The sequence below is a fragment of the Brucella thiophenivorans genome, assembly GCF_002252445.1.
GTDB lineage: Bacteria > Pseudomonadota > Alphaproteobacteria > Rhizobiales > Rhizobiaceae > Brucella > Brucella thiophenivorans.
Genome location: NZ_NNRJ01000019.1, coordinates 204,669 through 224,372 on the forward strand (window position 1 = coordinate 204,669; position 19,704 = coordinate 224,372).

The following is a 19,704-nucleotide window of genomic DNA, read 5'->3' on the forward strand; positions in this document are numbered from 1 at the left end:
ATGTTTACAAAAACATGGGGCTTTTTTCGGACTCAATTTATGAAGGCTAATATTTAGCCGAAGACGCGTTTGAAAATCGTATCGACGTGTTTTGTGTGGTAGCCGAGGTCGAACTTTTCGCGGATCTGTTCTTCTGAGAGCGCAGCACGCACTTCCTGATCAGCCAGCAGTTCTTCGAGGAAGTCAGCTCCCTGTTCCCAAACGCGCATCGCATTGCGCTGTACGAGACGGTAGGAATCTTCACGCGAAACGCCAGCCTGTGTGAGCGCCAGCAGTACGCGCTGCGAATGCACGAGACCGCGGAACTTGTTCATGTTCTTGAGCATGTTTTCCGGGTAGATCACCAGCTTTTCGATGACGCCAGCCAGACGGTTCAGCGCAAAATCAAGAGTGATGGTGGTGTCTGGGCCAATCGCACGTTCAACGCTTGAATGCGAAATATCACGTTCATGCCAGAGAGCGACGTTTTCCATAGCAGGCACAACCGACATACGAACCAGACGAGCGAGACCAGTCAGGTTTTCTGTCAGAACTGGGTTGCGCTTGTGTGGCATTGCCGACGACCCCTTCTGGCCGGGCGAGAAGAACTCTTCTGCTTCCAGAACTTCCGTGCGCTGCATGTGGCGGATTTCGATTGCAACATTTTCAATCGACGAGGCGATAACGCCAAGCGTTGCAAAGAACATGGCGTGACGGTCGCGCGGGATAACCTGCGTGGAAACTGGCTCTGCTTCGAGGCCGAGCTTTTCGCAGACATATTCTTCAACGCGTGGATCGATATTGGCGAATGTGCCGACAGCACCCGAAACTGCGCCGGTCGCGATTTCGGTGCGTGCCGCAACGAGACGGGCGCGGTTACGCAGCATTTCCGCATAGAAACGCGCGAAGGTCAGCCCCATCGTGGTTGGCTCGGCATGGATGCCATGGCTGCGGCCAATACGAACTGTATCTTTGTGTTCAAACGCGCGTGTCTTGAGCGCTGCAAGAACACGGTCCATGCCGACGAGAAGCAAGTCAGATGCGCGAACAAGCTGTACATTGAGCGTGGTATCAAGCACGTCTGACGAGGTCATGCCCTGATGTACGAAACGACTGTCCGGGCCGATAAACTCAGCAAGATGCGTTAGGAACGCGATAACGTCATGCTTGGTAACGGCTTCGATTTCATCAATGCGCGCAACGTCGAATTTCGCAGCATCGCCCTTTTCCCAAATGGTCTTTGCAGCTTCCTTGGGGATTACGCCCAGTTCGGCAAGCGCCTCACATGCATAGGCCTCAATTTCAAACCAGATGCGGAATTTGGTTTCGGGAGACCAGATGGCGACCATTTCTGGTCGGGAGTAGCGCGGGATCATGGGCATATCCTGTTTTGGCGGCCCGTCTTGCGGGCTGCAAGTCTTGGGTAAAGGGAATGCGCGGTGTTTAGCAGAGCATGGCGCTCTGCTCAACGCACAAAAGCCGCTTATCTTGCTGCTTCTGCGGCTTCGCGAATGGCTTTGATGTTGGCGGCATAGCTCTCGACAGAGTTGCCTTTGTAAACAGCAGAACCCGCAACGAGAATATTGGCACCGGCTGCAACAACCGATCCGGCAGTCTCAGGCGTGATGCCGCCATCGACTTCAATGTCAATCGGGCGGTCGCCAATCATGTCACGCACGCGCTTGATCTTATCCAGCATCGGCGCGATGAACTTCTGACCACCAAAGCCCGGGTTGACCGTCATGACGAGAACGAGATCAACGTCATCAATGACGTTGGTCAATGCTTCGACAGGGGTTGCCGGATTGAGCGCCAGACCAGACTTTTTGCCCAAAGCGCGGATGCTCTGGAGCGAACGGTGTGTATGCGCACCAGCTTCTGCGTGGATTGTAATGAGATCGCAGCCCGCATCCGCAAATGGTTCAAGATATGGATCGCAAGGCGCGATCATCAGATGAGTGTCGAAGAAAGCCTTGGTGCGTGGACGAATTGCTTTCACAACCTGCGGACCGAACGTGATATTCGGCACGAAATGACCATCCATGACGTCGATGTGAATCCAGTCGGCACCGGCTTCAAGCACGGCATCAACTTCTTCTCCCAGGCGCGCAAAGTCGGCGGAAAGGATGGATGGGGCGATTGCGATAGGACGCATGGTTGTCTCCCTTGGCAAGCATTTGCCTTATTCAAACAAAAAAAGCGTCCGGCCAGTTCTGACTGAACGCATATATTGAGTTTAGCCCCAGCGCTTGTGGAACCACATCCACTGGCCGGGATATTCACGCACCCATCCTTCAACGGTATCGTTGAGAAGCTGTGCGGTTGCAGCGATATCAATCTCGCCTTTGTCGTCGCGTGGCAATTCCATGCGCTCTTTCAACTCAAGGCGGTAACGGCCACCGGGAAGGCGGATACAGCGCGCCGGATAAACATCGCAATCATACTGACGCGCAAGCTTTGCCAGCAGTGGATTGGTTTTCACCGGACGATTGAAGAACGTCGAAGGTACGCCACGCTGGAACTTCTGATCCACCAGCATGCCGACATTGCCACCATTATCCAGAACACGCGCTAACGACCATGCAGCTCCGGCCTTGGAAGGCACCAGATGGCCCATATTGGTCTTACGTGCTTTTAAAACGGTCTTGGCGATATAGGGATTATTCGGCGGGCGGAAGAGGGCGGTAACATCAAGGCCGAACGTACCCGCACAAATCGGCAGAAGCTCGAAATTGCCTGTATGCGCGGTGAAGAAAATGTGCGGCTTAGTCTCGTTGCGGAGACGCTCGAAAATCGGAATGCCTTCAACTTCGATCAGGCCCGGCTCTGTCGCATTGGGATCAAAATCGAAGATCGCATCGAGGAAGATATATTCCGCGAAAAGACGCGCCATCGAATCCCACATCTCGATGGCGATCTTTTCAATTTCAGCATCGCTCTTCTCAGGATAGGCAAGACGCAGATTGTTGGTTGCAACCTTATGCCGTGGTGTGAGTGGCCCCACTTTGCGCGCAAACCATGCGGAAAAGCGGATCGCGCTTTTTGCTGGCAGCAAACGCAGCAGTGCCAGCGCGATAAACACAGCCTGCGCCCAAAGCCAGTAATTAAACTGCTTGAGCTTACGCGACCACTTGAAGAGAAGAAGCTTGAACTTGAACATCAAATGCTTAGTCGATCTGCAATACGATCTTGCCGAAGACGTCGCGGCCTTCCATGCGCTTTAACGCAGTGCCGATGTCATCAAAGCCCACGATAGTGTCGATAACCGGATGAACAACACCCTGCGCCATTTTCTGCATCGCATCAGCCATGTTTTCCATGCGGCAACCAAAGGAGCCGAGGATTTTAAGCTGCTGCTGGAAAAGCTGCATCAGGTTCATGTTGGTTGAAACACCGGAGGTCGAACCGCAGGTGACAAGACGTGCGCCGCGCTTCATGCAAAGCATTGACCCTGCCCAAGTATCTGCACCGACATGCTCAAACACAACGTCGACGCCCTTCTTCTTGGTGAGCTTGCGCACAACACCTTCAAAGCGGTCAACACGGTAATTGATCACGTGATCAGCACCGAGCGCCTTGGCCTTTTCGATCTTGTCGTCTGAACCAACGGTGGTGATGACCGTGCAGCCCATCTTTTTTGCAAGCTGGATTGCTGCCGAACCAATACCCGAACCACCGGCCTGAACCAGAACTGTTTCGCCCGGCTGGAGTTTCGCATTGTCAAACAGCATATGCTCGACTGTACCGAAGGTTACAGGAGCAACAGCAGCGCCAATGGCATCAACACCGGGGGGTGCTGGAACGAGCAAACGTGCTGGCAGATTGACGGCTTCGCAAGCAAAGCCATCAAGGTGAAAGCCATGGACGCCACCGACATGTTCACAGAGATTGTCGCGACCTTCACGGCATGCTTTGCAAAGACCGCAAGTGCGTGCGCCATAGATCGAAACGAGCTGGCCGGGAAGCACGTTGGATACGCCGGGGCCGATTGCATCGACCACGCCCGAAGCTTCCGCGCCGATGATGAGCGGCATCTTACGCTTGGCAAATGCCATGCCGCGCCAGCCCCATACGTCGATGTGATTGAGCGCAACGGCCTTGATCTTCACTGTTACTTCGCCATTTCCGGGGGCGGGTGGCGGAGCAATATCTGTCATTTCGAGACGACGATCATCAAGAAGCTGCAAGGCGCGCATGAATTTATCCTTTTCAAGACATAATCCCGGAGAGCATTCGGCCTTCCGGGATTACCGAGAATGTATAATTTTTATCAGTCCGATTAATTCGGATTTGCCGTCAAAACAAGGCTGGCATTTTGTCCACCAAAACCAAATGAGTTGGAAAGTACAGCGGAAACCTGTCCGTCGCGCTTCACATTTGGCACCACATCCAGCGGAATCGCCGGATCGGGATTGTCGTAATTGATGGTTGGCGGCAAGGTGCCGGTCTGAATTGTCAGAAGTGAAAACACGGCTTCAATTGCACCGGCAGCAGTAAGTGTGTGGCCGATCATCGATTTGTTCGACGAAACCGGGATCGACGCGATCTTCTCACCAAAGACAGTTGAAAGAGCAAGATATTCCATCTTGTCATTTTCAGGCGTCGAGGTGCCATGTGCATTGACGTAGGAAATCTGATCTTCCGTCAGGCCTGCATCTGCAAGGGCTGCACGCACAGTACCAATCGCAGGTGAGGCGTCCGGCTTGGAGCGGGTGCGGTGGAAGTCGTCAGCTTTTTCGCCACAACCGGCGAGAATGCCAAGCACCTTTGCACCGCGTGCAATGGCGCTTTCGAGCGATTCCATAACCAGCGCGCCCGAACCCTCAGCCATTGCAAAACCATCACGGTCTTTGGAGAATGGCTTTGAAGCCTTTTCCGGCTTGTCGTTCTGCGTGGAGAGTGCTGAGAGCAGCGAGAAGCGAATGAGAGATTCAGCCGACACGGAACCATCCGTGCCAATTGAAAGCACTCGGTCGCTTTCGCCGCGACGAATGGCTTCAACGCCAAGCTGGATAGCTGTTGCACCGGAAGCACAAGCCGTTGAAAGTGTTACAGGCAGGCCGCGTGTTCCGAAAATCTCAGACAATCGCTCGGCGATATAGCCAAACTGCGTTGTGTTAAAAAGCTCATCCTGACGCGCGCGACGGCAGGCTTCGAGCAGAAGCTGATAACTCGCAGGGCCTTCATCTTTGACGCTTGCATCAAGCGCAAAGCGGCTTTTCCAGTCGAGTTCAACCGGAGGTGCCGCAAGGAAAAGTGGACCAGCAAAATCTTTGACCGACAGGCCCGATTGAGCAATAGCTTCTTCACCTGCAAGACGCGCCAGCGCTTCCGAAAGTGCAGACGAGCCAACATTGCTTTCCGGCAGAAAGTCGACCGTGCCGGAAAAGCGTGTTTTCAGGCTTTCTGTTGGAAAACGGGTAATTTCATGAATGCCGGAGCGTCCGCTAGTCAGTGCGGCCCAGTTGTCTTCCTTGCCTTGTCCAAGCGATGAAACAACGCCTGCACCGGTAATGGCAACGATAGGACGGCCGAGATGGTCGGTAAATGTGGTCATCTTATGCTCTCACCAGCTTTGCAGCACCCTCAGCGCGCGTTGCGCCGATGGTTGTGACAATGGCTTCGTTGATCGCTTTGTCCACGACATTTTCGGATGGATCGCGAGAGGCAAATGCCTCACCTTTCCAGACAGAAATGGCGGCAAGGGCAAGGGCCAACGGAAACTGTGCTTCGCGCAAATGCCCGGTTAGACCGGATATGCCGCGATAGGCTGTGGAAATTTCGTCAAGAACGGCTTTTTCTGCAGAGGTTGCCGCATGTGCGCCGGAAGCGCCCGAAACAACATAATCAGGATTTGCGCCACCATTGGCTGCCAGCACGAGTTCGCGCACGGCTTTCGCAAGATCATCCTTATCACGATTGATCTGCGCACTCTCGATCTGTGCGATTTCCGCATAGGCACGCGCGCCGCGCTTTTGCGCATGTTCAGCGCTTTCAAGCACTAGAAACACGCCGCCAGAGCCTGAAATCATGCCACCACCGGCCTGACCTTCACGCGCCCAGAGCTCTGACCAGCCATCATGTGCGAGCAGCCCGCCCAGCTCATGGCCGAGAATCATGTCGAAATGTTCAGCATTGTAAGAGCCACCCACCAGCGCATGGGTACTTTGGCCAGAGCGAATACGTGCGGCAGCGGTCTCAATAGCCGAAATGCCGGAACCTTCTTCGCCCATGAATGTGCGCGAAGAGCCTGTGACCTTGTGAACAATGGAAATATTGCCAGCCAGCAAATTGGAAAGCTGGGCAAGAAACAGGGTAGGGCGCAACTCGGTCGAAAGTTTCTCGTTGAGCATTTTTCCACGCTCATTGTCCTGATCGCTATAGGTACGACCTTCTTCGAGAATCTGCATATCGACGGTGATGTCGCGTTCGCCACCACCGGCGCCCACGATCATATCCATGCTTGTGCAAAGCGCTTCGTCATCCTTGATACCGGCATCTTCAAGGGCCAGACCAGCTGCATACGTGCCAAGCCGCTGCCATGTTTCCATCTGGCGCTGATCGCCGCGCTTGGGAATTTGCAAACCCCAATCGACTTCGCCCAGCGGATGAACCGTATATGGCGCAAAGGCTTGCTTTTCGAGGCGCGGCTGACCGTCTGCCGTTGAAAAGGCATTCCAATGCGCTTCTCCCCCTTCGCCAAGCGAAGAGATGATGCCAATGCCGGTAATGACGACTTTATTGCTCTGCATGGTTTGGCTCTGCCCGTAAATGCTGTGCTTGTGGATGCGATGCATGATCCAGAAACGGAATCAGGGCGAACACGAATGTTCACCCTCTCATACCGTCAGCTTGCGTGGCTAATCAGCCCTTTTTGGCTGCAACCAGCTCGTCGATTTTGGCGCAGAGATTCTTCAGAACGAAATATTCTTCGGTCGGCGCTTTGCCTTCGTTGACTTCCTGCGTCCACTGTTCAAGCGGAATCTTGATGCCGAATTCTTTGTCGATTGCGAACACGATGTCGAGAAAATCGAGGCTGTCGATGCCGAGATCATCAATGGTATGGCTTTCCGGCGTGATGGTGTCACGGTCGATTTCGCTCGTTTCGGCAATGATGTCGGCGACTTTGTCAAAAGTAGAGGACAAGTTTCGATTCCTTTAATTCTTGCGATGCCGCAATGGGCATGCATCTGAGTATCTGCGCGTATCTAGCGTTTTTCCAGTGACAGGGAAAGTCATAATAGCTCGACCTTCACCGGCATTTTGCTCAAGTTTGATTGCGCATATAAGGTGCACAACTGGTGAAGCGCAACATAAAGCCAATTACAAAATTTTGAAATGCTCTCATTTGAGGTCGTTCGGAACGGTATTAATCGAAGATTTCGGACGAAACCGAGCCGAGATATTTCAGCCTTTTAAAGATAGTCTCTTGCACCATTGTTACTATGCGGATTTGATACAGCTCTCAAAAATGCATCAAAATGGGCGAACAAATTGACATCGGAAATTTTTGGATATGCACCGGACGGGCAGGCGGTTCATCGGTTGACCATTGCAAATGGTCCGCTTGAGGCAAAGATCATCACATGGGGTGCAGCCATTCAGGACCTGCGCATGGAAGGACACGATGCGCCATTGGTCATCGGCTATCGTGATTTTGCCGATTATCCGGCGCATTCGCCGCATCTGGGCGCGATTGCTGGTCGCTTTTCCAATCGCATCCGCAATGCCCGCTTCGAGCTTGATGGCAAGACTTTTGAGGTCGAACCGAATTATCAGGGCATTCATAATTTGCATGGCGGAAGTCATGGTCTTGGCAACCGCGTCTGGAAAGTCACAGCTTCCGGTGCCGATTTTGTGACGCTTGCAACCCTTGCAGCCGATGGCGAAATGGGTTTTCCGGGCAATCTCAATGTAAGCTGCACCTATATGCTCAACGCGAACGGCACATTGATCGTGCGCCTTGAAGCAGTCACCGACAAACCAACACCCTGCAGTCTTCTGCATCACAGCTATTTCAATCTCGATGATGGTGGCGAGGGTGATATTCTAGATCACCACCTCAAGATCGAAGCTGATGCTTACATGCCTGTTGATGAAGCTCTGATACCAGATGGACGCGTTCTGCCGGTCAAAGACACGGCCTATGATTTCCGCGATTTCCGTCCGATCCGTTTTGATGAAAACGGCGAGCAGCTCGAATATGACAGCAATTTCTGCCTGACGGCAGCGCGTGGTCCATTGCGTCCCTGTGCCTCCGTCAAGGGCGCTCGCTCCGGCATTCGTCTTGATATTGCGACCACCGAACCCGGCGTTCAGTTCTATGCGGGTAATACGATGGCCAATGATTGCATTGGCTTGACCGGGAAACGCTACGGCAAACATGCAGGTTTTTGTCTGGAGCCGCAGTTATGGCCCGGCTCGCTGGAATATTCCTATGTGCCGCAGTCGATCCTGCGTCCGGGCGAGGTTTACGCCCAGACGAGCCATTTTACATTTACGCGGGACTAGATTCATTACGATAAGCGGCGCGCGCAATCTCCATTGGAGCAAGCGCGCCGCGACTTTCAACAACGCGAGCAGCAACCGCGTGTGCTTTGCGCGCAGCCTTCACAGGGGGCAGGCCTTCAAGGCGTGCCGCCAGATAGCCCCCGTTAAAGCTGTCGCCAGCGCCTGTCGTATCAACCGCATTGGCTTTGACCGAAGGCACAAGCGCCTGTTTTCCGTCAGCTATAACCAGCGCAGGCTCCGTGCCGTCTTTCACGACGATTTCCTTTACACCCAGACCGATAAGCCGTTCGGCACAGGCCTGTGCAGTCTCGTCGCCAAATAGCGCCTGCTCATCAGGAAAGGTCGGTAGCGCAATATCGGAAATCTGCATCGCTTCGCTGATGATCCTTTGGGCGGCTTCGCGATCTGGCCAAAGCTGATGGCGGAAATTCGGATCAAACGCGATAAGCGCACCATTGGCCCGACATTCGCGCAGAACCTCGAACAATGTTTCGCGATGTTCGGGAAACACGATGCTGACCGAGATACCGGAAAAATAGATCATATTGCGGCCAGCGAGGCTTTCGCGTAGCGCATCCTTATCGCTTGCAAGGCGCTTTGCTGCGGCGTCACTGCGCCAATAGGTGAAGGAGCGTTCGGCACCGTTAAGCGTAATTGCATAAAGACCCGGATGAACACCCTTTATGATAGGGCTGTGGGCAATGCCAATACCGTTGGCAGCCAGAAAGTCACGCTGTTTTTGCGAGAATTCGTCTTCGCCAAATGCACTGACATAATCAACCGCAAAGGTCGGATTCGTGAGTGCGCGCGCATACCAGGCTGTATTGAGCGTATCGCCAGCATATCCCATGCGCCATTGATCGTCACCGCTGCCCGAAAGCTCGATCATGCACTCACCGATCGACGCAAAACCACCCATAATCATCTCCTCATTTTTATCCGAGACTACGCCTATACGAATTTGTCGGGATGTAAAATATTGATGTGATCACCCTTTTATCGACTTGCCACAATCGGCGTGTAACGATCCCGGCAAAAGAGGAATCACTATGCGTTACGCTATTTATTTCACGCCGCCATCGGGGGATGCGCTTTTGAAAGTAGCTGCAAACTGGCTGGGCCGCAGTGCATTCAGTGGAGAGGCAGTGAAGGTTCCTGCGATTCGCACACTCGCAGCCGAAGATATTGCTGCTTTGACCGCAGAACCGCGCCGCTATGGCTTTCACGGAACGCTCAAAGCGCCTTTCAGTCTTGATGCTTCCTATGAGGAAAGCGATTTGCTTTCGGCGCTGATGTATTTTGCATCATCGACCCGGCCTTTTATGATTCCACGTTTGCAGGTGCAGGGTATCGGCCCGTTCTTTGCGCTTGTCCCGGAAGAGCCGGTTGCAGAGCTAAACCAGCTTGCCAATGATGTTGTGGTTTCATTTGATCGTTTTCGTGCACCTTTGCGCGATGCTGAAATTGCAAAGCGTCGTCCCGAACGCTTAAGCGAAGCGCAGCGACAAAATCTCGATCGCTGGGGTTATCCCTATGTTTTCGACGAGTTTCGTTTTCACATGACCCTCACCGGACCCGTCGATGAAAAGCAACGCCCACAGGTCGAGCGCGCGCTTGATGATTTCTTCGCACCTGTTCTGGATGATGCTGTCGAGATTGCCAATCTTGCTTTGTTTGTCGAACCTGAAAAAGGTGCGCCTTTTGAGATTCATTCGCTACATCCGATGACTGGTGGTAATAAGTTTTCCAAACGGTCCTCGCGGGCCGTGGGGAGGCCTTGAAGAATGACGACGGAATTAATTTTGAAAAATGCGAATATCGTTCTGCCGGATGAACTCATCAGCGGCACGGTAAAGATTGTCGATGGTATCATTGTTGATATTGCTTCCGGCGCGTCTGTTTCCGGCAAGGATATGGAAGGCGATTATCTGACGCCGGGACTGGTGGAATTGCATACCGACCATCTTGAGGGGCATTATGCGCCGCGCCCCAAAGTGCGCTGGAACCCGATTGCCGCTGTGCAAGCCCATGATGCGCAGATTGCAGCATCTGGCATTACAACCGTATTTGATGCCTTGCGCATTGGCTTTGACGAAGAAGCTGCCACTGGCGTTGAAGATATGCGTAAGCTTTCCTCTGCCATCGCAGAGGGCCGTGAAGCCGGACGGCTGCGCGCTGATCATTATCTGCATTTGCGCTGCGAGGTTTCGGCCCCTGATTGCCTGAGTGCTTTTGAGCGTTTTGGTGTTCATCCGCTGGTCAAACTTGTATCACTGATGGATCACGCGCCCGGTCAGCGTCAGTTTACCGATATTGAGACCTATAAGCTTTATTACATGAGCAAGCTTAAGGTCTCCGAAGAAGAGTTCATCAGCTATTGCGAAAAGCGTATGGGCCAGTCTCAGCAGCATTCGGCATCAAACCGGACTGCGATCTCAGGGGCCTGTAATGCTCGAGGAATTGTGCTTGCCAGCCATGATGATGCAACTGCAGATCATGTCGCGGAAGCAAAGACGCAAGGCATTCGCGTTGCAGAATTTCCAACCACGCATCTTGCTGCGAAGACCTCAAAGGATTCCGGCATGTCGGTTCTGATGGGCGCGCCCAATGTGGTGCGCGGTGGCTCGCATTCTGGCAATGTTTCGGCGCGTGAACTGGCTGAGGCTGGACATCTTGATATCATTTCGTCGGATTATATCCCGGCAAGCATGATGCAGGCGGCATTTTTTATGGCTGATGTGATGGACGAAATCACGTTGCCGCAGGCAATGCGGTTCGTGTCCACCAATCCTGCAAAGGCTGTCGGTCTTAATGATCGTGGTGAAATTGCCATTGGCAAGCGCGGCGATTTAGTGCGGGTACAAATTGCCGAGCATGTGCCGATTATTCGCACGGTCTGGCGTGAAGGACGGCGCGTGATTTAACACGCGCCTTTCAATTTTATATCAGATTGAAGCGTCACTCAGCGACAGGATGCCTGTCTCGGGGTCAACCGACAGTTTCAGTTCATTGTAGCTATTAATACTTTTATGAGCGGTTTCCGGCGAATGTGGATGTGTTGCCGTCACGACGATCACATGAGCGCCCGCGGTTTCCCCTGCAACAATACCGGCAGGTGCATCTTCAAAAACCAGACAATTATGCGGGTCAAAACCAAGCCGCTTTGCACCGAGCTGAAAGCATTCGGGGCTCGGTTTGCCGCGCTCAACATCTTCTGCTGAAACGACGATTTTTGGCAGAGCAATACCCGCAGCCTCAAGTCTACGGCGCGCCAGTTCAATAGGCGCAGACGTGACAATTGCCCAACGATCCTCTGGCAATGATTTGAGGAAATCAATTGCACCCTCAATGGCCTTAATTCCATCCAGATCGGCCATTTCCGCATCAAGCAGAATTTTGGCTTCGGTATCCGGGTCCAGATGCGGCAGACCAAGCCTGCGCACTGTATCTACTGCACGCACGCCATGAATGGTTGGAACGAACGTCACCGGATCAATCCCATGACGAGTGGCCCATTGTCCCCAGACGCGTTCCGTCGCAGCAATGGAACTCAGAACAGTGCCGTCCATATCAAACAGAAAGGCATCGAACGACTTATTGAAGGGGGACAGGTCGGTCAAAATATGGTCCTCAAATTTTGGTATCAAGAATCGCGTATGATGATCTTAATGCGTAATAAGCGTGAAAGTCACAGTTTTCGTTGATTTGAACGCTCTCGTGGCCTCAAAACTTGATCATTCGTGTTGTTTGTGGCTTTTTGCGCGACTAAAGCACGGCGATCGATCTCAAGCTCTCATGCTTACATGAATCGCATTCTCAGGATTGTTGTTTAAATGACTGAAATAAAGATTAAAAATAGCAATTATCCTGACCATCGGTTTTCCGTGGCACCTATGCTGGATGGGAACTGTTTTTCTAATTAGATATAAATAAAACAACTAGTTAATGCATGTTCTGGCAGGGATGTTGTACCGTTTAAGGTACAACATTATCCGTGAAATTGTTTGTATTCTCGCATAGCAGCCGTCCGTCGATCATCCAGATACGTTGCCAGATCATTAATATGAACGCCCTTCGCGGCCTTTTGACTTTCTTCGATTCGTACAAGTGGGATCTTGATGTCGCCGCAAGTCACTTTGCGTACGAATTTTTCAGGCGTGAGGTGAGGGAAGTAATCACGGCAAAGGTCATCCACCGGGATTATAGCTTTGCCGCTGTATTGAGCCATTAGAAGGAAAGCGGTGTTCATTTCTGCACCTCGTAAGGCTTAAGGAAGCAAATCCAGTGCGTATTCGCCTGCTTGCCAGACACATGCCCGACGACAGGCCGAACATCAGTAAGCGCGAGTATTTCCCGCACTTTGATCTGCGTTTCGTTCCATTTGAAAATCAGTGTGCCGTTTGGTTTCAAGACGCGGAAAGCTTCAGAAAAACCCTGCCGAAGATCCTCGCGCCAAGTTGCGCGGTTCAACGCACCATATTTTGCGCGAAGCCAACTTCTCTCACCGGCATTGACCAGATGCGGCGGATCAAAGACGGCAAGGCTGAATGTCTCGTCGTCAAACGGTAGGTTTCGGAAGTCGATAACGCGGTCTGGCGAAATGATTAACTCGCGGCCGTCGCAAAGAACGTGGCTTTCTTCGCGAATGTCGCCAAACACAGCTCGGTCATCCGTCTTGTTAAACCAGAACATGCGGGATCCGCAGCACAAGTCGAGGATGGGCTTCATGCTGCTTCCTTTCGGGCGATGAGGTTTTCGCAATTTGCGGATACGAGCGCGGCGGCAACGGGCGGGCAAACACTGTTGCCGCAGCATGAAACCTGTACTGATTTTGAAAATGTCTGTCCGTCTGGACCGCGTTCGATCTCATAACCTTCTGGAAAGCCCTGAGCGCGGTAAAGCTCGCGCGGCACAAGCATGCGCATGCCGATATCGACAATGATGTAAGTCACGCCACCGGATTCGATGGTGACGAATTCACGATGATCCCAGAAACCAAACGACCTAAGAAAATCAGCCACCGTGCGGGCGCCCACGGCCTGTTCCGGCGTAAATGGTGGAACATCAAGCGCAGCCTCAACATGGCCGTGACGATCTTTGGTTGTCACCGTGCGCACTGGCTCGTTTTCGGCACCGCCGTCGCCAGTGCCATAGTATGCTTGGAGGAAGGGTGCGACGATGCCTTGCTGGCTTCCCGTCTGCGTGACAGTCGATAGCGGCTCGCTCACAGATCTTCCGGGATTGACACCACCGGCACGACGGCTGTCGTTGTTATGCTGCGCCACATAGGCGGCAATCAGCTGCGACTTGCCTGCGCCGTCTGCCATTACCGTGTGAGTCGGCTCTTCAATACTATGGCCCGTAGATGTCCCAAATTGGCGAGCGATGAATGTAGAGGCGACGGCGTGTTTGATACCGCCTGCAACAGCGGTTCCCAATGGTTGTTCGATATCCAGTGCGCGCGGTGCTTGCGCTTTGCGCTCGCCATAGCCGATCTGCACTAATGTCGGTGCAATGACGCTGTTCTGATCCTTGCGGCTGGCCGTGATTGTGTGCGACGGTGCATTGATTGGCCTGTTGGATCCACCGTGCTGTGCAGCGGTCAGAATAGGCGCGATAACTGCATGGCGATTTTCTGTAACTACCGTGGCGATAGGCGCGTCAAGCTTCGAAACTCGCTCTGATCTTTCGTTGCCGTGCCCGTAGTATGATGCAAGGTGAGGCGCGATGATGCCTAGTGGCGCAGCGCCTCCCGGTCTTTTGATGTAGCTGTTGGAGGTAATGGTCGATAGCGGCTCGCGAAGATCCTGACCTGTCGCACCCGTATTAAAGCGAATGATTGATGGTGCAGCGAGATTGACCAGAAATGGCGCCTCTGCATCCAGCACATATCGCTTCATGCCACGCGCCACGCGGGCCATGGTATTGTGCGCCAGCGGACGAATGGCGCGGAGGCCATGCTTTTCCATGATGTCTGCACCTGTGTCGAAGATTGAAGGGCAGGGCAGTGACCAGTCAATGATTTCAGCTGCGGTACGCCATGGCTGCTTTTTGCCTGCCATAACGTCTTTATCGTCGGGTGCGCCGTGGGTCGGTTCTGGCCATACAATTGGCTCGCCATCAAAGCGCATGATGACGAAGAAGCGCTTCCGGATTGTGGGCGCACCATAGTCGCATCCTCGGATCTCGCGCCATTCAATCTTTGCGCCAAGCCGCTTGAGCTTTTTGCACCAACGCTGGAAATCTTCGCCCTTGCGCTCTGGATCTGGCATTAGGCCGGCTGATGTTTCAATCAGCGGTCCCCAGTCGCGGAACTCCTCGACGTTTTCGAGAATTGCAACATCCACCTTGCCGCCACTTTTCTGAATGCGTTCGATCCAGCCCGGAATGATCCATGCCAGATCCCGGATATTGCGCTCGACAGTCTTACCGCCTTTCGCCTTGGAAAAGTGCTTACAGTCAGGCGAAAACCACGCCAGCCCGACATGAGCACGTTGCAGGTAGTCAAGTGGATCAATCTTGTAGACGTTCTGCGAAACATGGAGCGTCTGCGGGTGGTTTGCTTCGTGCAATGCCAGCGCCGCCGCATTGTGATTAATGGCAATGTCAGGCGAACGGCCAAGGGCCATTTCAATGCCGGTGCTGGCACCGCCGCCGCCTGCAAAAGAATCAACGATGATGGGCTGGCTTGTTTGCATAAGTCAGCCCCAAAGAATTTGTGCGCCGAGGATGGACGCGATGCTGACGCTGGCAATGAGGGACGCCATGGCAACTTTTTGATTAAGCTGCCGAACGTGAGAGGTATAAGCGGCTGGCAGGTGAAAACCGCCGCATTCAACTTCTGTTTTGAATTTTGGCTCATCAAGCATGGCTGTCGATCCTCTTAACGGAAAGACGACGAGCTTGTGCTGCTGCACGGGTTCCTAGTCTTGATACAACGTCACTTGTGAAGCCGTACCGTTCCAGTGTTTCGGGCGTGACGTTGTCGCCCGAAAAGGCGAGTTCGCGCATGGCGTCAGCCATTCTCGTCGTTAATTGGTCAATGCAAGTTGCAGGAGTGACGGTCTGGGCAGGTTTTGGCTTAATATTGATCATCATGGTTACCTATTTGTCTAAGCGGCAATTTTAACAGGCTGATAGCCATTAAAATTGCCAAATAGGCAAAGTCAGTCAAGTGAAAAATTGACAAATAGGCAAAATAAAAAATGGCAAAAATAAAACCCACCGTATTGGTGGGTTGAAATTATGAATATTATGTAGGCCTTCACGCCATCTTCGACAATTCATGATGCCCGAACGATTTGGGCAATTTTCGCCATTGTCCGATACGGATTACAGATTGGACTGCTGCTATCCATGTCAATTCAACGTTTCTGATAGGCGGAGCATTATGACTCTCTAAATCAAATGTCCCTGGTGTGCCGCCGCGTAGAATCCTTTTTAGAAATCTACGACCGTCTGAAGTTTTAACCGCGGCTTCCCACCCAATGACTTCATTTGCCGCGATTCCCTGTCGATAGCATATGATAACGTCTCCCTCGTCATATCTTGGATACATCGAGTCGCCCGCAACTTCGAAAGCGATTGCATCGTCTGGAATCGGAAATGGTGTCTCTATCTCATACAGCCCCTCAGGGGGTATCTGTTCTTCATCGGGTGAAATTTCAGCGCCTGCTCCTATTCTACCCATAATACTCACCACGTTACTCTTGGGTTTAGGGCTGGAAAGTAGATCCTGAGGTTGAACCTTTAGCGCGTGAGCGAACAAATTCATGTTTCGCACCGAAAGGTTTCGCCCACCGCTTTCCAGTCTTGAAATATAAGAAACCGACAGACCAGTCTCTTCTGCGAGCTTCTCGATGGTCATATCGTGAGCTTCGCGGATTTCACGAATGCGATTTGGTAAAGATTTGTCCATATGGCAAAAGTCTGTTATTTTTTGATTGTTGACCATGGCCAAATAGGCAAAATTACGCTTGACGTGAGTTTGCCTATTTGGCAAGTTGCTTTTCATGACAACGCTCCATTCATATCTGGAAGTTCAGAACGTTTCTCTTTCGGCATTTGCTCGCAGTATTGGAAGATCTGCGAGTACTTTGACGAGAGCGTTATGCGGTCAGCGGGCACCAAGCTTTAGTTTGGCACTCGATGTCGAACGAGGAACCAGCTCTATTGTTACCGCTGAAGAGTTCCTTAGTATCTGCATGATTGCGCATCGGTCTCTGTATTATCCTGACCGTGATCGAACATTGTCTTCTTCTCCCGTCAGTTCCTCTGCGGGAGATGTTGCCGGAGCGCTCGTTACGCCCCCCGCCCAAAAACGCGCTCCGGCAAGCCTTTCTAATTCGCCTGAAGTCCTCTCATCGGGCGACGCCGGGGCGCAGTCTATGGGCATTGGCTGCGCCCCTGCATCCGTTCGCAGGGAGGTGGTTCGATGATCTGGCGAGGTTGCGATCCATGACTTCAATTTCCTGATGCCGTTCTAACGGTCTGAAAATCTCAAATCTTTGATCTTCCCGCTACGGGAAACAATTGCGGCTTTTCCCGCCACGGGAAAGCCTTGTCTTTTTTGGAGCTTTCCATGGCTTTGTATGCCGGTGATGCATGGTTCTATCGTGTGAAAAGCGCACAGACAGAACTGATCAAAAAGAATGGCGGTATCAACTGCGCTGCCGATGTTGCTGATTTCAGCAAGTCCGTTGTTGGGCGCTGGAATGCCAAGACATCGCCTGACCTGATGTGTCTTCCTGCAATTGTTAGACTGGAAAGCGCATTTGGTGAGCCGATTGTTTCTGCTGCATTGCAGGAAATTGCTGCTGATCTCGCCGCCGATAATGCGGTTCCAATTATGCCGCGCGCGTCCATCATGGATGTAATTTCCAGCTTTTTTGAAGCCAAAAGCGATCTCAGTCAGAAGTTCACCATGGCTGCGATCGACGGGTTTCTGTCGGTTAATGAGGCAGATGTTTTAGATCCGGCAATTAGCGAATTGCAGGCGGTTCTTGATGACATGAAGCGCATGACCGCTGAAGCTCGCGCCAAGGGCGGTCTGCGCGTGGTGAGCAAGCCATGATTTCAGGTCGCGCGTTCAAGTTTCTTATCATCGATGAGCTGGGTCAACCGGAAGCACCACGCTGGCGGTATCCGTTTTCGCGCTTTGGCTGCGAGCGCTCGCGCAAACTCGTTTCCCGCTTTCCACATCAGGCTGACCGCATTGCGCGCCGTTCTGTCGAGGCGGGTTCACCTCTCACTAAAAAGCTAACACCCACAGTCTTAGGAGGACTTCAATGAGCCGGGTTATGCGTTCGTTCCGGGAAATGCTCGGACTGCTGTCGCGTGGTGATTTCACGCACAAACTTGATGAAGAAATGGCGCTTGCAATCGAGGCATTGGAAAACATGCCCGGTGATAAGGGCAAGGCCACGATGACCGTGACCATCGATTTTAACTATGAGCTGGGCCGCATCGACATTGATCCAAAGGTCAAGGTCAAGCTGCCCGATACTGCCAAGTTCATGAAAACACCGTTCTGGTCTTTGGACGGTGCACTGAGCATCGAGCATCCAAGCCAAGTTGACATGTTCCTTCGTGACGCCGGGCCAACGTCAAGCGCCGCCGCCGAAGGCTGATCTTTTTTAACCGGAGAGTAAAACCATGGAAGATACGAAATCCATTGTCGGCCTCAATGCCGCAATTCTCACACTAACCGGGCTGGCCAATAAGGCCAGTGATCCGGAGATCGTAAGTGTTTCCACGAAAGGCTTGGCCAAAGGGCTGGCCGACGAAGTGCCGCTGGCGTTTGATCGCAACAATCAAAAGTTTGCCTCGGTCAAAAACCTGCTTGAAGAGCATCGCATTGCGCCAGAACGCCGCCGCGGTACTGCGCATACCGATGTTCTGGCAAGCTTCATTGATCTCACGAACCGTCACAAGGATGACGGCTCAGTCATCTTCGGCAAAGCCAGCTGGCCCAATCCGAAACTCACATCGATCATTGATTACCATGATCTCGATAATGAGCCCCGCTTTGGTGAGCATCGCGTCGAATACGCATTCCCGGTAACGGAAGAATTCACCGCGTGGGTGAAGAACAATGCGCAGCCGATGGAACAGGCGGAATTTGCGCTATTCCTTGAAGAGCATTCCGTTGAATTGTGCGCACCGACCGATGGTGAACGGACTGAGTGCGAACGGCTCTTCAACGAAAAGATGGCGACACCTTCCGAGCTGGTCATGCTCGCCCGTCATCTGGAAGTATTTGTCAGCGCAACAGTCAAGCAAGGCACGCGGTTGCAGACCGGCGAACGCACTGTTGAGTTTAAGGAAGAGCATCAGAATGCCAAGGGTGAGCCGGTCGTTATTCCGGGCATCTTTATGATTTCGGTGCCTGCCTTTGTCGATGGTGACAAAGTCCGCATTCCGGCGCGCCTGCGTTATCGCATCAAGGGCGGCGATATTGTCTGGTTCTATCAGCTTTATCGTTGGGAGAACGTTCTTCGTGAGCAGGTCCAGCGCGATCTTGCAGAAGCTGCCGCAAAAACCGGCCTTCCATTCTTCGAAGGCTCGGCAGAACGCTAATGTTTTACGCTTCCTCGCGCCGCACAGAAAGCAATCCGATAACTGCCGCAGCTATGCGCGCGCAGCGCTTGCGCGAGGAAGCACGCAAAGCTCCGGTGGTGCCAAAGCTGGCACCACCGGTTGAGGTCGCGTCTGTCGTTACCACGGATCCCGCGTCACCGAAGAAAACGCGGCCTAAGAAGTTAAGCAATGCCATCGCCGATGACGTCATCCTTCGTCGGGTGAATCGCAAATGGGTTCAATTTTTTGCTGAGTTGGCCAAAGCGGGTGTTTTGCCAGTTTCTGATCTTTATCGCCCCGATCTCGTCACCATTATTCGCCGCATATGTCGCGCCTTCTCCATATCGCCCCGCGATGTCCTTTCAAAATCGCGTCGTGTTGATCTCATTCTGCCTCGTCAGGCGATCTATTACTGGGCGCTTCGTTTGACCCCACTTAGCAGTGTCGAAATCGGCGTGAAGCTTGGCGGACGCGACCATTCAACAATTATTTATGGCGTCCGTAACTATCGCAAAAAGCGCCAACAGAGCGGCCGCTTCCTTCGCACAGTGAGGCGCGCACGATGAATGATCGTCTATCGCCACGCGAAACTATTTTGATCATCATCATCGCTGTTCTGGCTGAAACGCCAGTCGC

The 19,704-nt window shown here is 52.7% G+C and carries 23 protein-coding genes; 8 read left to right on the forward strand and 15 right to left on the reverse strand.

Going from position 1 to position 19,704, the window contains the following annotated elements; translation table 11 throughout:
* Positions 1-53: 53 nt before the first annotated feature.
* The 7 genes from purB to CEV31_RS10495 all read right to left on the reverse strand — a co-directional run bounded on the left by purB (position 54) and on the right by CEV31_RS10495 (position 7,125).
* Positions 54-1,355 carry an adenylosuccinate lyase gene (purB, locus tag CEV31_RS10465; protein ID WP_094506994.1) on the reverse strand — a complete coding sequence of 434 codons (1,302 nt, stop codon included), beginning with the start codon at positions 1,353-1,355 and terminating at the stop codon, positions 54-56.
* 107 nt (positions 1,356-1,462) lie between these two features.
* On the reverse strand, positions 1,463-2,134 hold the full coding sequence (gene rpe, locus CEV31_RS10470; RefSeq protein ID WP_094506995.1) for a ribulose-phosphate 3-epimerase: 672 nt from the start codon (positions 2,132-2,134) through the stop codon (positions 1,463-1,465).
* A gap of 81 nt (positions 2,135-2,215) precedes the next feature.
* Entirely contained in the window at positions 2,216-3,142 is a 927-nt protein-coding gene (locus CEV31_RS10475; RefSeq protein ID WP_094506996.1) for a lipid A biosynthesis lauroyl acyltransferase, read from the reverse strand.
* Positions 3,143-3,146: 4 nt separating this feature from the next.
* Positions 3,147-4,175 (reverse strand): zinc-binding dehydrogenase, encoded by a 1,029-nt coding sequence (locus CEV31_RS10480; RefSeq protein ID WP_094506997.1) that lies wholly within the window; start codon positions 4,173-4,175, stop codon positions 3,147-3,149.
* Between the two features lie 83 nt (positions 4,176-4,258).
* Positions 4,259-5,536, reverse strand: coding sequence for a beta-ketoacyl-ACP synthase (locus tag CEV31_RS10485; protein WP_094506998.1), 1,278 nt, complete (start codon positions 5,534-5,536; stop codon positions 4,259-4,261).
* 1 nt (position 5,537) lies between these two features.
* A complete protein-coding gene (locus tag CEV31_RS10490; protein WP_094507320.1) occupies positions 5,538-6,731 on the reverse strand; it encodes a beta-ketoacyl-ACP synthase in 1,194 nt (397 codons plus the stop codon).
* Between the two features lie 112 nt (positions 6,732-6,843).
* Positions 6,844-7,125, reverse strand: coding sequence for an acyl carrier protein (locus CEV31_RS10495; RefSeq protein ID WP_094506999.1), 282 nt, complete (start codon positions 7,123-7,125; stop codon positions 6,844-6,846).
* A gap of 348 nt (positions 7,126-7,473) precedes the next feature.
* On the opposite strand from CEV31_RS10495, the gene CEV31_RS10500 reads away from it, so the two are divergent.
* A complete protein-coding gene (locus CEV31_RS10500) occupies positions 7,474-8,490 on the forward strand; it encodes an aldose epimerase family protein (protein ID WP_094507321.1) in 1,017 nt (338 codons plus the stop codon).
* Here CEV31_RS10500 and CEV31_RS10505 read toward each other — a convergent pair.
* Complete coding sequence (locus CEV31_RS10505; protein WP_094507322.1) at positions 8,477-9,409, reverse strand: sugar kinase; 933 nt, start codon at positions 9,407-9,409, stop codon at positions 8,477-8,479. The two genes, CEV31_RS10500 and CEV31_RS10505, sit on opposite strands and share 14 nt — an antisense overlap.
* A 130-nt stretch (positions 9,410-9,539) precedes the next feature.
* On the opposite strand from CEV31_RS10505, the gene CEV31_RS10510 reads away from it, so the two are divergent.
* Together CEV31_RS10510 and CEV31_RS10515 are read left to right on the forward strand one after the other, a co-directional pair.
* A complete protein-coding gene (locus CEV31_RS10510; protein ID WP_094507000.1) occupies positions 9,540-10,271 on the forward strand; it encodes a DUF1045 domain-containing protein in 732 nt (243 codons plus the stop codon).
* Between the two features lie 3 nt (positions 10,272-10,274).
* Entirely contained in the window at positions 10,275-11,414 is a 1,140-nt protein-coding gene (locus tag CEV31_RS10515) for an alpha-D-ribose 1-methylphosphonate 5-triphosphate diphosphatase (RefSeq protein ID WP_094507001.1), read from the forward strand.
* Between the two features lie 21 nt (positions 11,415-11,435).
* On the opposite strand, the gene CEV31_RS10520 is transcribed toward CEV31_RS10515, so the two are convergent.
* The 7 genes from CEV31_RS10520 to CEV31_RS10545 form a co-directional block, all read right to left on the reverse strand.
* Positions 11,436-12,110 carry an HAD family hydrolase gene (locus tag CEV31_RS10520; RefSeq protein ID WP_094507002.1) on the reverse strand — a complete coding sequence of 225 codons (675 nt, stop codon included), beginning with the start codon at positions 12,108-12,110 and terminating at the stop codon, positions 11,436-11,438.
* Between the two features lie 368 nt (positions 12,111-12,478).
* Positions 12,479-12,739, reverse strand: a complete 261-nt coding sequence (locus CEV31_RS10525; protein ID WP_094507003.1) for a pyocin activator PrtN family protein — start codon at positions 12,737-12,739, stop codon at positions 12,479-12,481.
* A complete protein-coding gene (locus CEV31_RS10530) occupies positions 12,736-13,218 on the reverse strand; it encodes a class I SAM-dependent methyltransferase (RefSeq protein ID WP_094507004.1) in 483 nt (160 codons plus the stop codon). Before CEV31_RS10530 ends, CEV31_RS10525 begins: the two co-directional genes overlap by 4 nt.
* Positions 13,215-15,188, reverse strand: a complete 1,974-nt coding sequence (locus CEV31_RS10535) for a DNA cytosine methyltransferase (RefSeq protein ID WP_094507005.1) — start codon at positions 15,186-15,188, stop codon at positions 13,215-13,217. The genes CEV31_RS10530 and CEV31_RS10535 overlap by 4 nt, the downstream gene beginning before the upstream one ends.
* Before the next feature lie 3 nt (positions 15,189-15,191).
* Positions 15,192-15,359: a hypothetical protein gene (locus CEV31_RS21095; protein ID WP_169717333.1), complete on the reverse strand. Its 168-nt coding sequence runs from the start codon at positions 15,357-15,359 to the stop codon at positions 15,192-15,194.
* Positions 15,352-15,501: a hypothetical protein gene (locus CEV31_RS21280; RefSeq protein ID WP_235818071.1), complete on the reverse strand. Its 150-nt coding sequence runs from the start codon at positions 15,499-15,501 to the stop codon at positions 15,352-15,354. Before CEV31_RS21280 ends, CEV31_RS21095 begins: the two co-directional genes overlap by 8 nt.
* A 253-nt stretch (positions 15,502-15,754) precedes the next feature.
* Complete coding sequence (locus CEV31_RS10545; RefSeq protein WP_235818072.1) at positions 15,755-16,504, reverse strand: XRE family transcriptional regulator; 750 nt, start codon at positions 16,502-16,504, stop codon at positions 15,755-15,757.
* 567 nt (positions 16,505-17,071) lie between these two features.
* Between CEV31_RS10545 and CEV31_RS10555 the strand changes: the two genes are divergently transcribed.
* Genes CEV31_RS10555 through CEV31_RS10575 form a run of 5 tightly spaced genes read left to right on the forward strand, consistent with a single transcriptional unit; the run spans position 17,072 to position 19,634 of the window.
* The gene (locus CEV31_RS10555) at positions 17,072-17,563 is read left to right on the forward strand and encodes a hypothetical protein (protein ID WP_094507009.1); all 492 of its coding nucleotides are present in this window, start codon (positions 17,072-17,074) and stop codon (positions 17,561-17,563) included.
* A complete protein-coding gene (locus CEV31_RS10560) occupies positions 17,560-17,781 on the forward strand; it encodes a hypothetical protein (RefSeq protein WP_094507010.1) in 222 nt (73 codons plus the stop codon). The genes CEV31_RS10555 and CEV31_RS10560 overlap by 4 nt, the downstream gene beginning before the upstream one ends.
* On the forward strand, positions 17,778-18,119 hold the full coding sequence (locus CEV31_RS10565; protein WP_094507011.1) for a hypothetical protein: 342 nt from the start codon (positions 17,778-17,780) through the stop codon (positions 18,117-18,119). Before CEV31_RS10560 ends, CEV31_RS10565 begins: the two co-directional genes overlap by 4 nt.
* Positions 18,120-18,144: 25 nt before the next feature.
* Positions 18,145-19,068: a DUF2303 family protein gene (locus CEV31_RS10570; protein ID WP_094507012.1), complete on the forward strand. Its 924-nt coding sequence runs from the start codon at positions 18,145-18,147 to the stop codon at positions 19,066-19,068.
* Complete coding sequence (locus CEV31_RS10575) at positions 19,068-19,634, forward strand: helix-turn-helix domain-containing protein (protein WP_094507013.1); 567 nt, start codon at positions 19,068-19,070, stop codon at positions 19,632-19,634. Before CEV31_RS10570 ends, CEV31_RS10575 begins: the two co-directional genes overlap by 1 nt.
* Positions 19,635-19,704: the final 70 nt, after the last annotated feature.

Excerpts from the sequence above, each read along its gene's own strand:
- purB (WP_094506994.1), bottom strand. The coding sequence starts at position 1,355 with ATGATCCCGCGCTACTCCCGACCAGAAATGGTCGCCATCTGGTCTCCC.
- rpe (WP_094506995.1), bottom strand. The coding sequence starts at position 2,134 with ATGCGTCCTATCGCAATCGCCCCATCCATCCTTTCCGCCGACTTTGCG.
- CEV31_RS10480 (WP_094506997.1), bottom strand. The coding sequence starts at position 4,175 with ATGCGCGCCTTGCAGCTTCTTGATGATCGTCGTCTCGAAATGACAGAT.
- CEV31_RS10485 (WP_094506998.1), bottom strand. The coding sequence starts at position 5,536 with ATGACCACATTTACCGACCATCTCGGCCGTCCTATCGTTGCCATTACC.
- CEV31_RS10490 (WP_094507320.1), bottom strand. The coding sequence starts at position 6,731 with ATGCAGAGCAATAAAGTCGTCATTACCGGCATTGGCATCATCTCTTCG.
- CEV31_RS10505 (WP_094507322.1), bottom strand. The coding sequence starts at position 9,409 with ATGGGTGGTTTTGCGTCGATCGGTGAGTGCATGATCGAGCTTTCGGGC.
- CEV31_RS10510 (WP_094507000.1), top strand. The coding sequence starts at position 9,540 with ATGCGTTACGCTATTTATTTCACGCCGCCATCGGGGGATGCGCTTTTG.
- CEV31_RS10515 (WP_094507001.1), top strand. The coding sequence starts at position 10,275 with ATGACGACGGAATTAATTTTGAAAAATGCGAATATCGTTCTGCCGGAT.
- CEV31_RS10525 (WP_094507003.1), bottom strand. The coding sequence starts at position 12,739 with ATGAACACCGCTTTCCTTCTAATGGCTCAATACAGCGGCAAAGCTATA.
- CEV31_RS10530 (WP_094507004.1), bottom strand. The coding sequence starts at position 13,218 with ATGAAGCCCATCCTCGACTTGTGCTGCGGATCCCGCATGTTCTGGTTT.
- CEV31_RS10535 (WP_094507005.1), bottom strand. The coding sequence starts at position 15,188 with ATGCAAACAAGCCAGCCCATCATCGTTGATTCTTTTGCAGGCGGCGGC.
- CEV31_RS21095 (WP_169717333.1), bottom strand. The coding sequence starts at position 15,359 with ATGCTTGATGAGCCAAAATTCAAAACAGAAGTTGAATGCGGCGGTTTT.
- CEV31_RS21280 (WP_235818071.1), bottom strand. The coding sequence starts at position 15,501 with ATGCGCGAACTCGCCTTTTCGGGCGACAACGTCACGCCCGAAACACTG.
- CEV31_RS10545 (WP_235818072.1), bottom strand. The coding sequence starts at position 16,504 with ATGAAAAGCAACTTGCCAAATAGGCAAACTCACGTCAAGCGTAATTTT.
- CEV31_RS10555 (WP_094507009.1), top strand. The coding sequence starts at position 17,072 with ATGGCTTTGTATGCCGGTGATGCATGGTTCTATCGTGTGAAAAGCGCA.
- CEV31_RS10560 (WP_094507010.1), top strand. The coding sequence starts at position 17,560 with ATGATTTCAGGTCGCGCGTTCAAGTTTCTTATCATCGATGAGCTGGGT.
- CEV31_RS10565 (WP_094507011.1), top strand. The coding sequence starts at position 17,778 with ATGAGCCGGGTTATGCGTTCGTTCCGGGAAATGCTCGGACTGCTGTCG.
- CEV31_RS10570 (WP_094507012.1), top strand. The coding sequence starts at position 18,145 with ATGGAAGATACGAAATCCATTGTCGGCCTCAATGCCGCAATTCTCACA.
- CEV31_RS10575 (WP_094507013.1), top strand. The coding sequence starts at position 19,068 with ATGTTTTACGCTTCCTCGCGCCGCACAGAAAGCAATCCGATAACTGCC.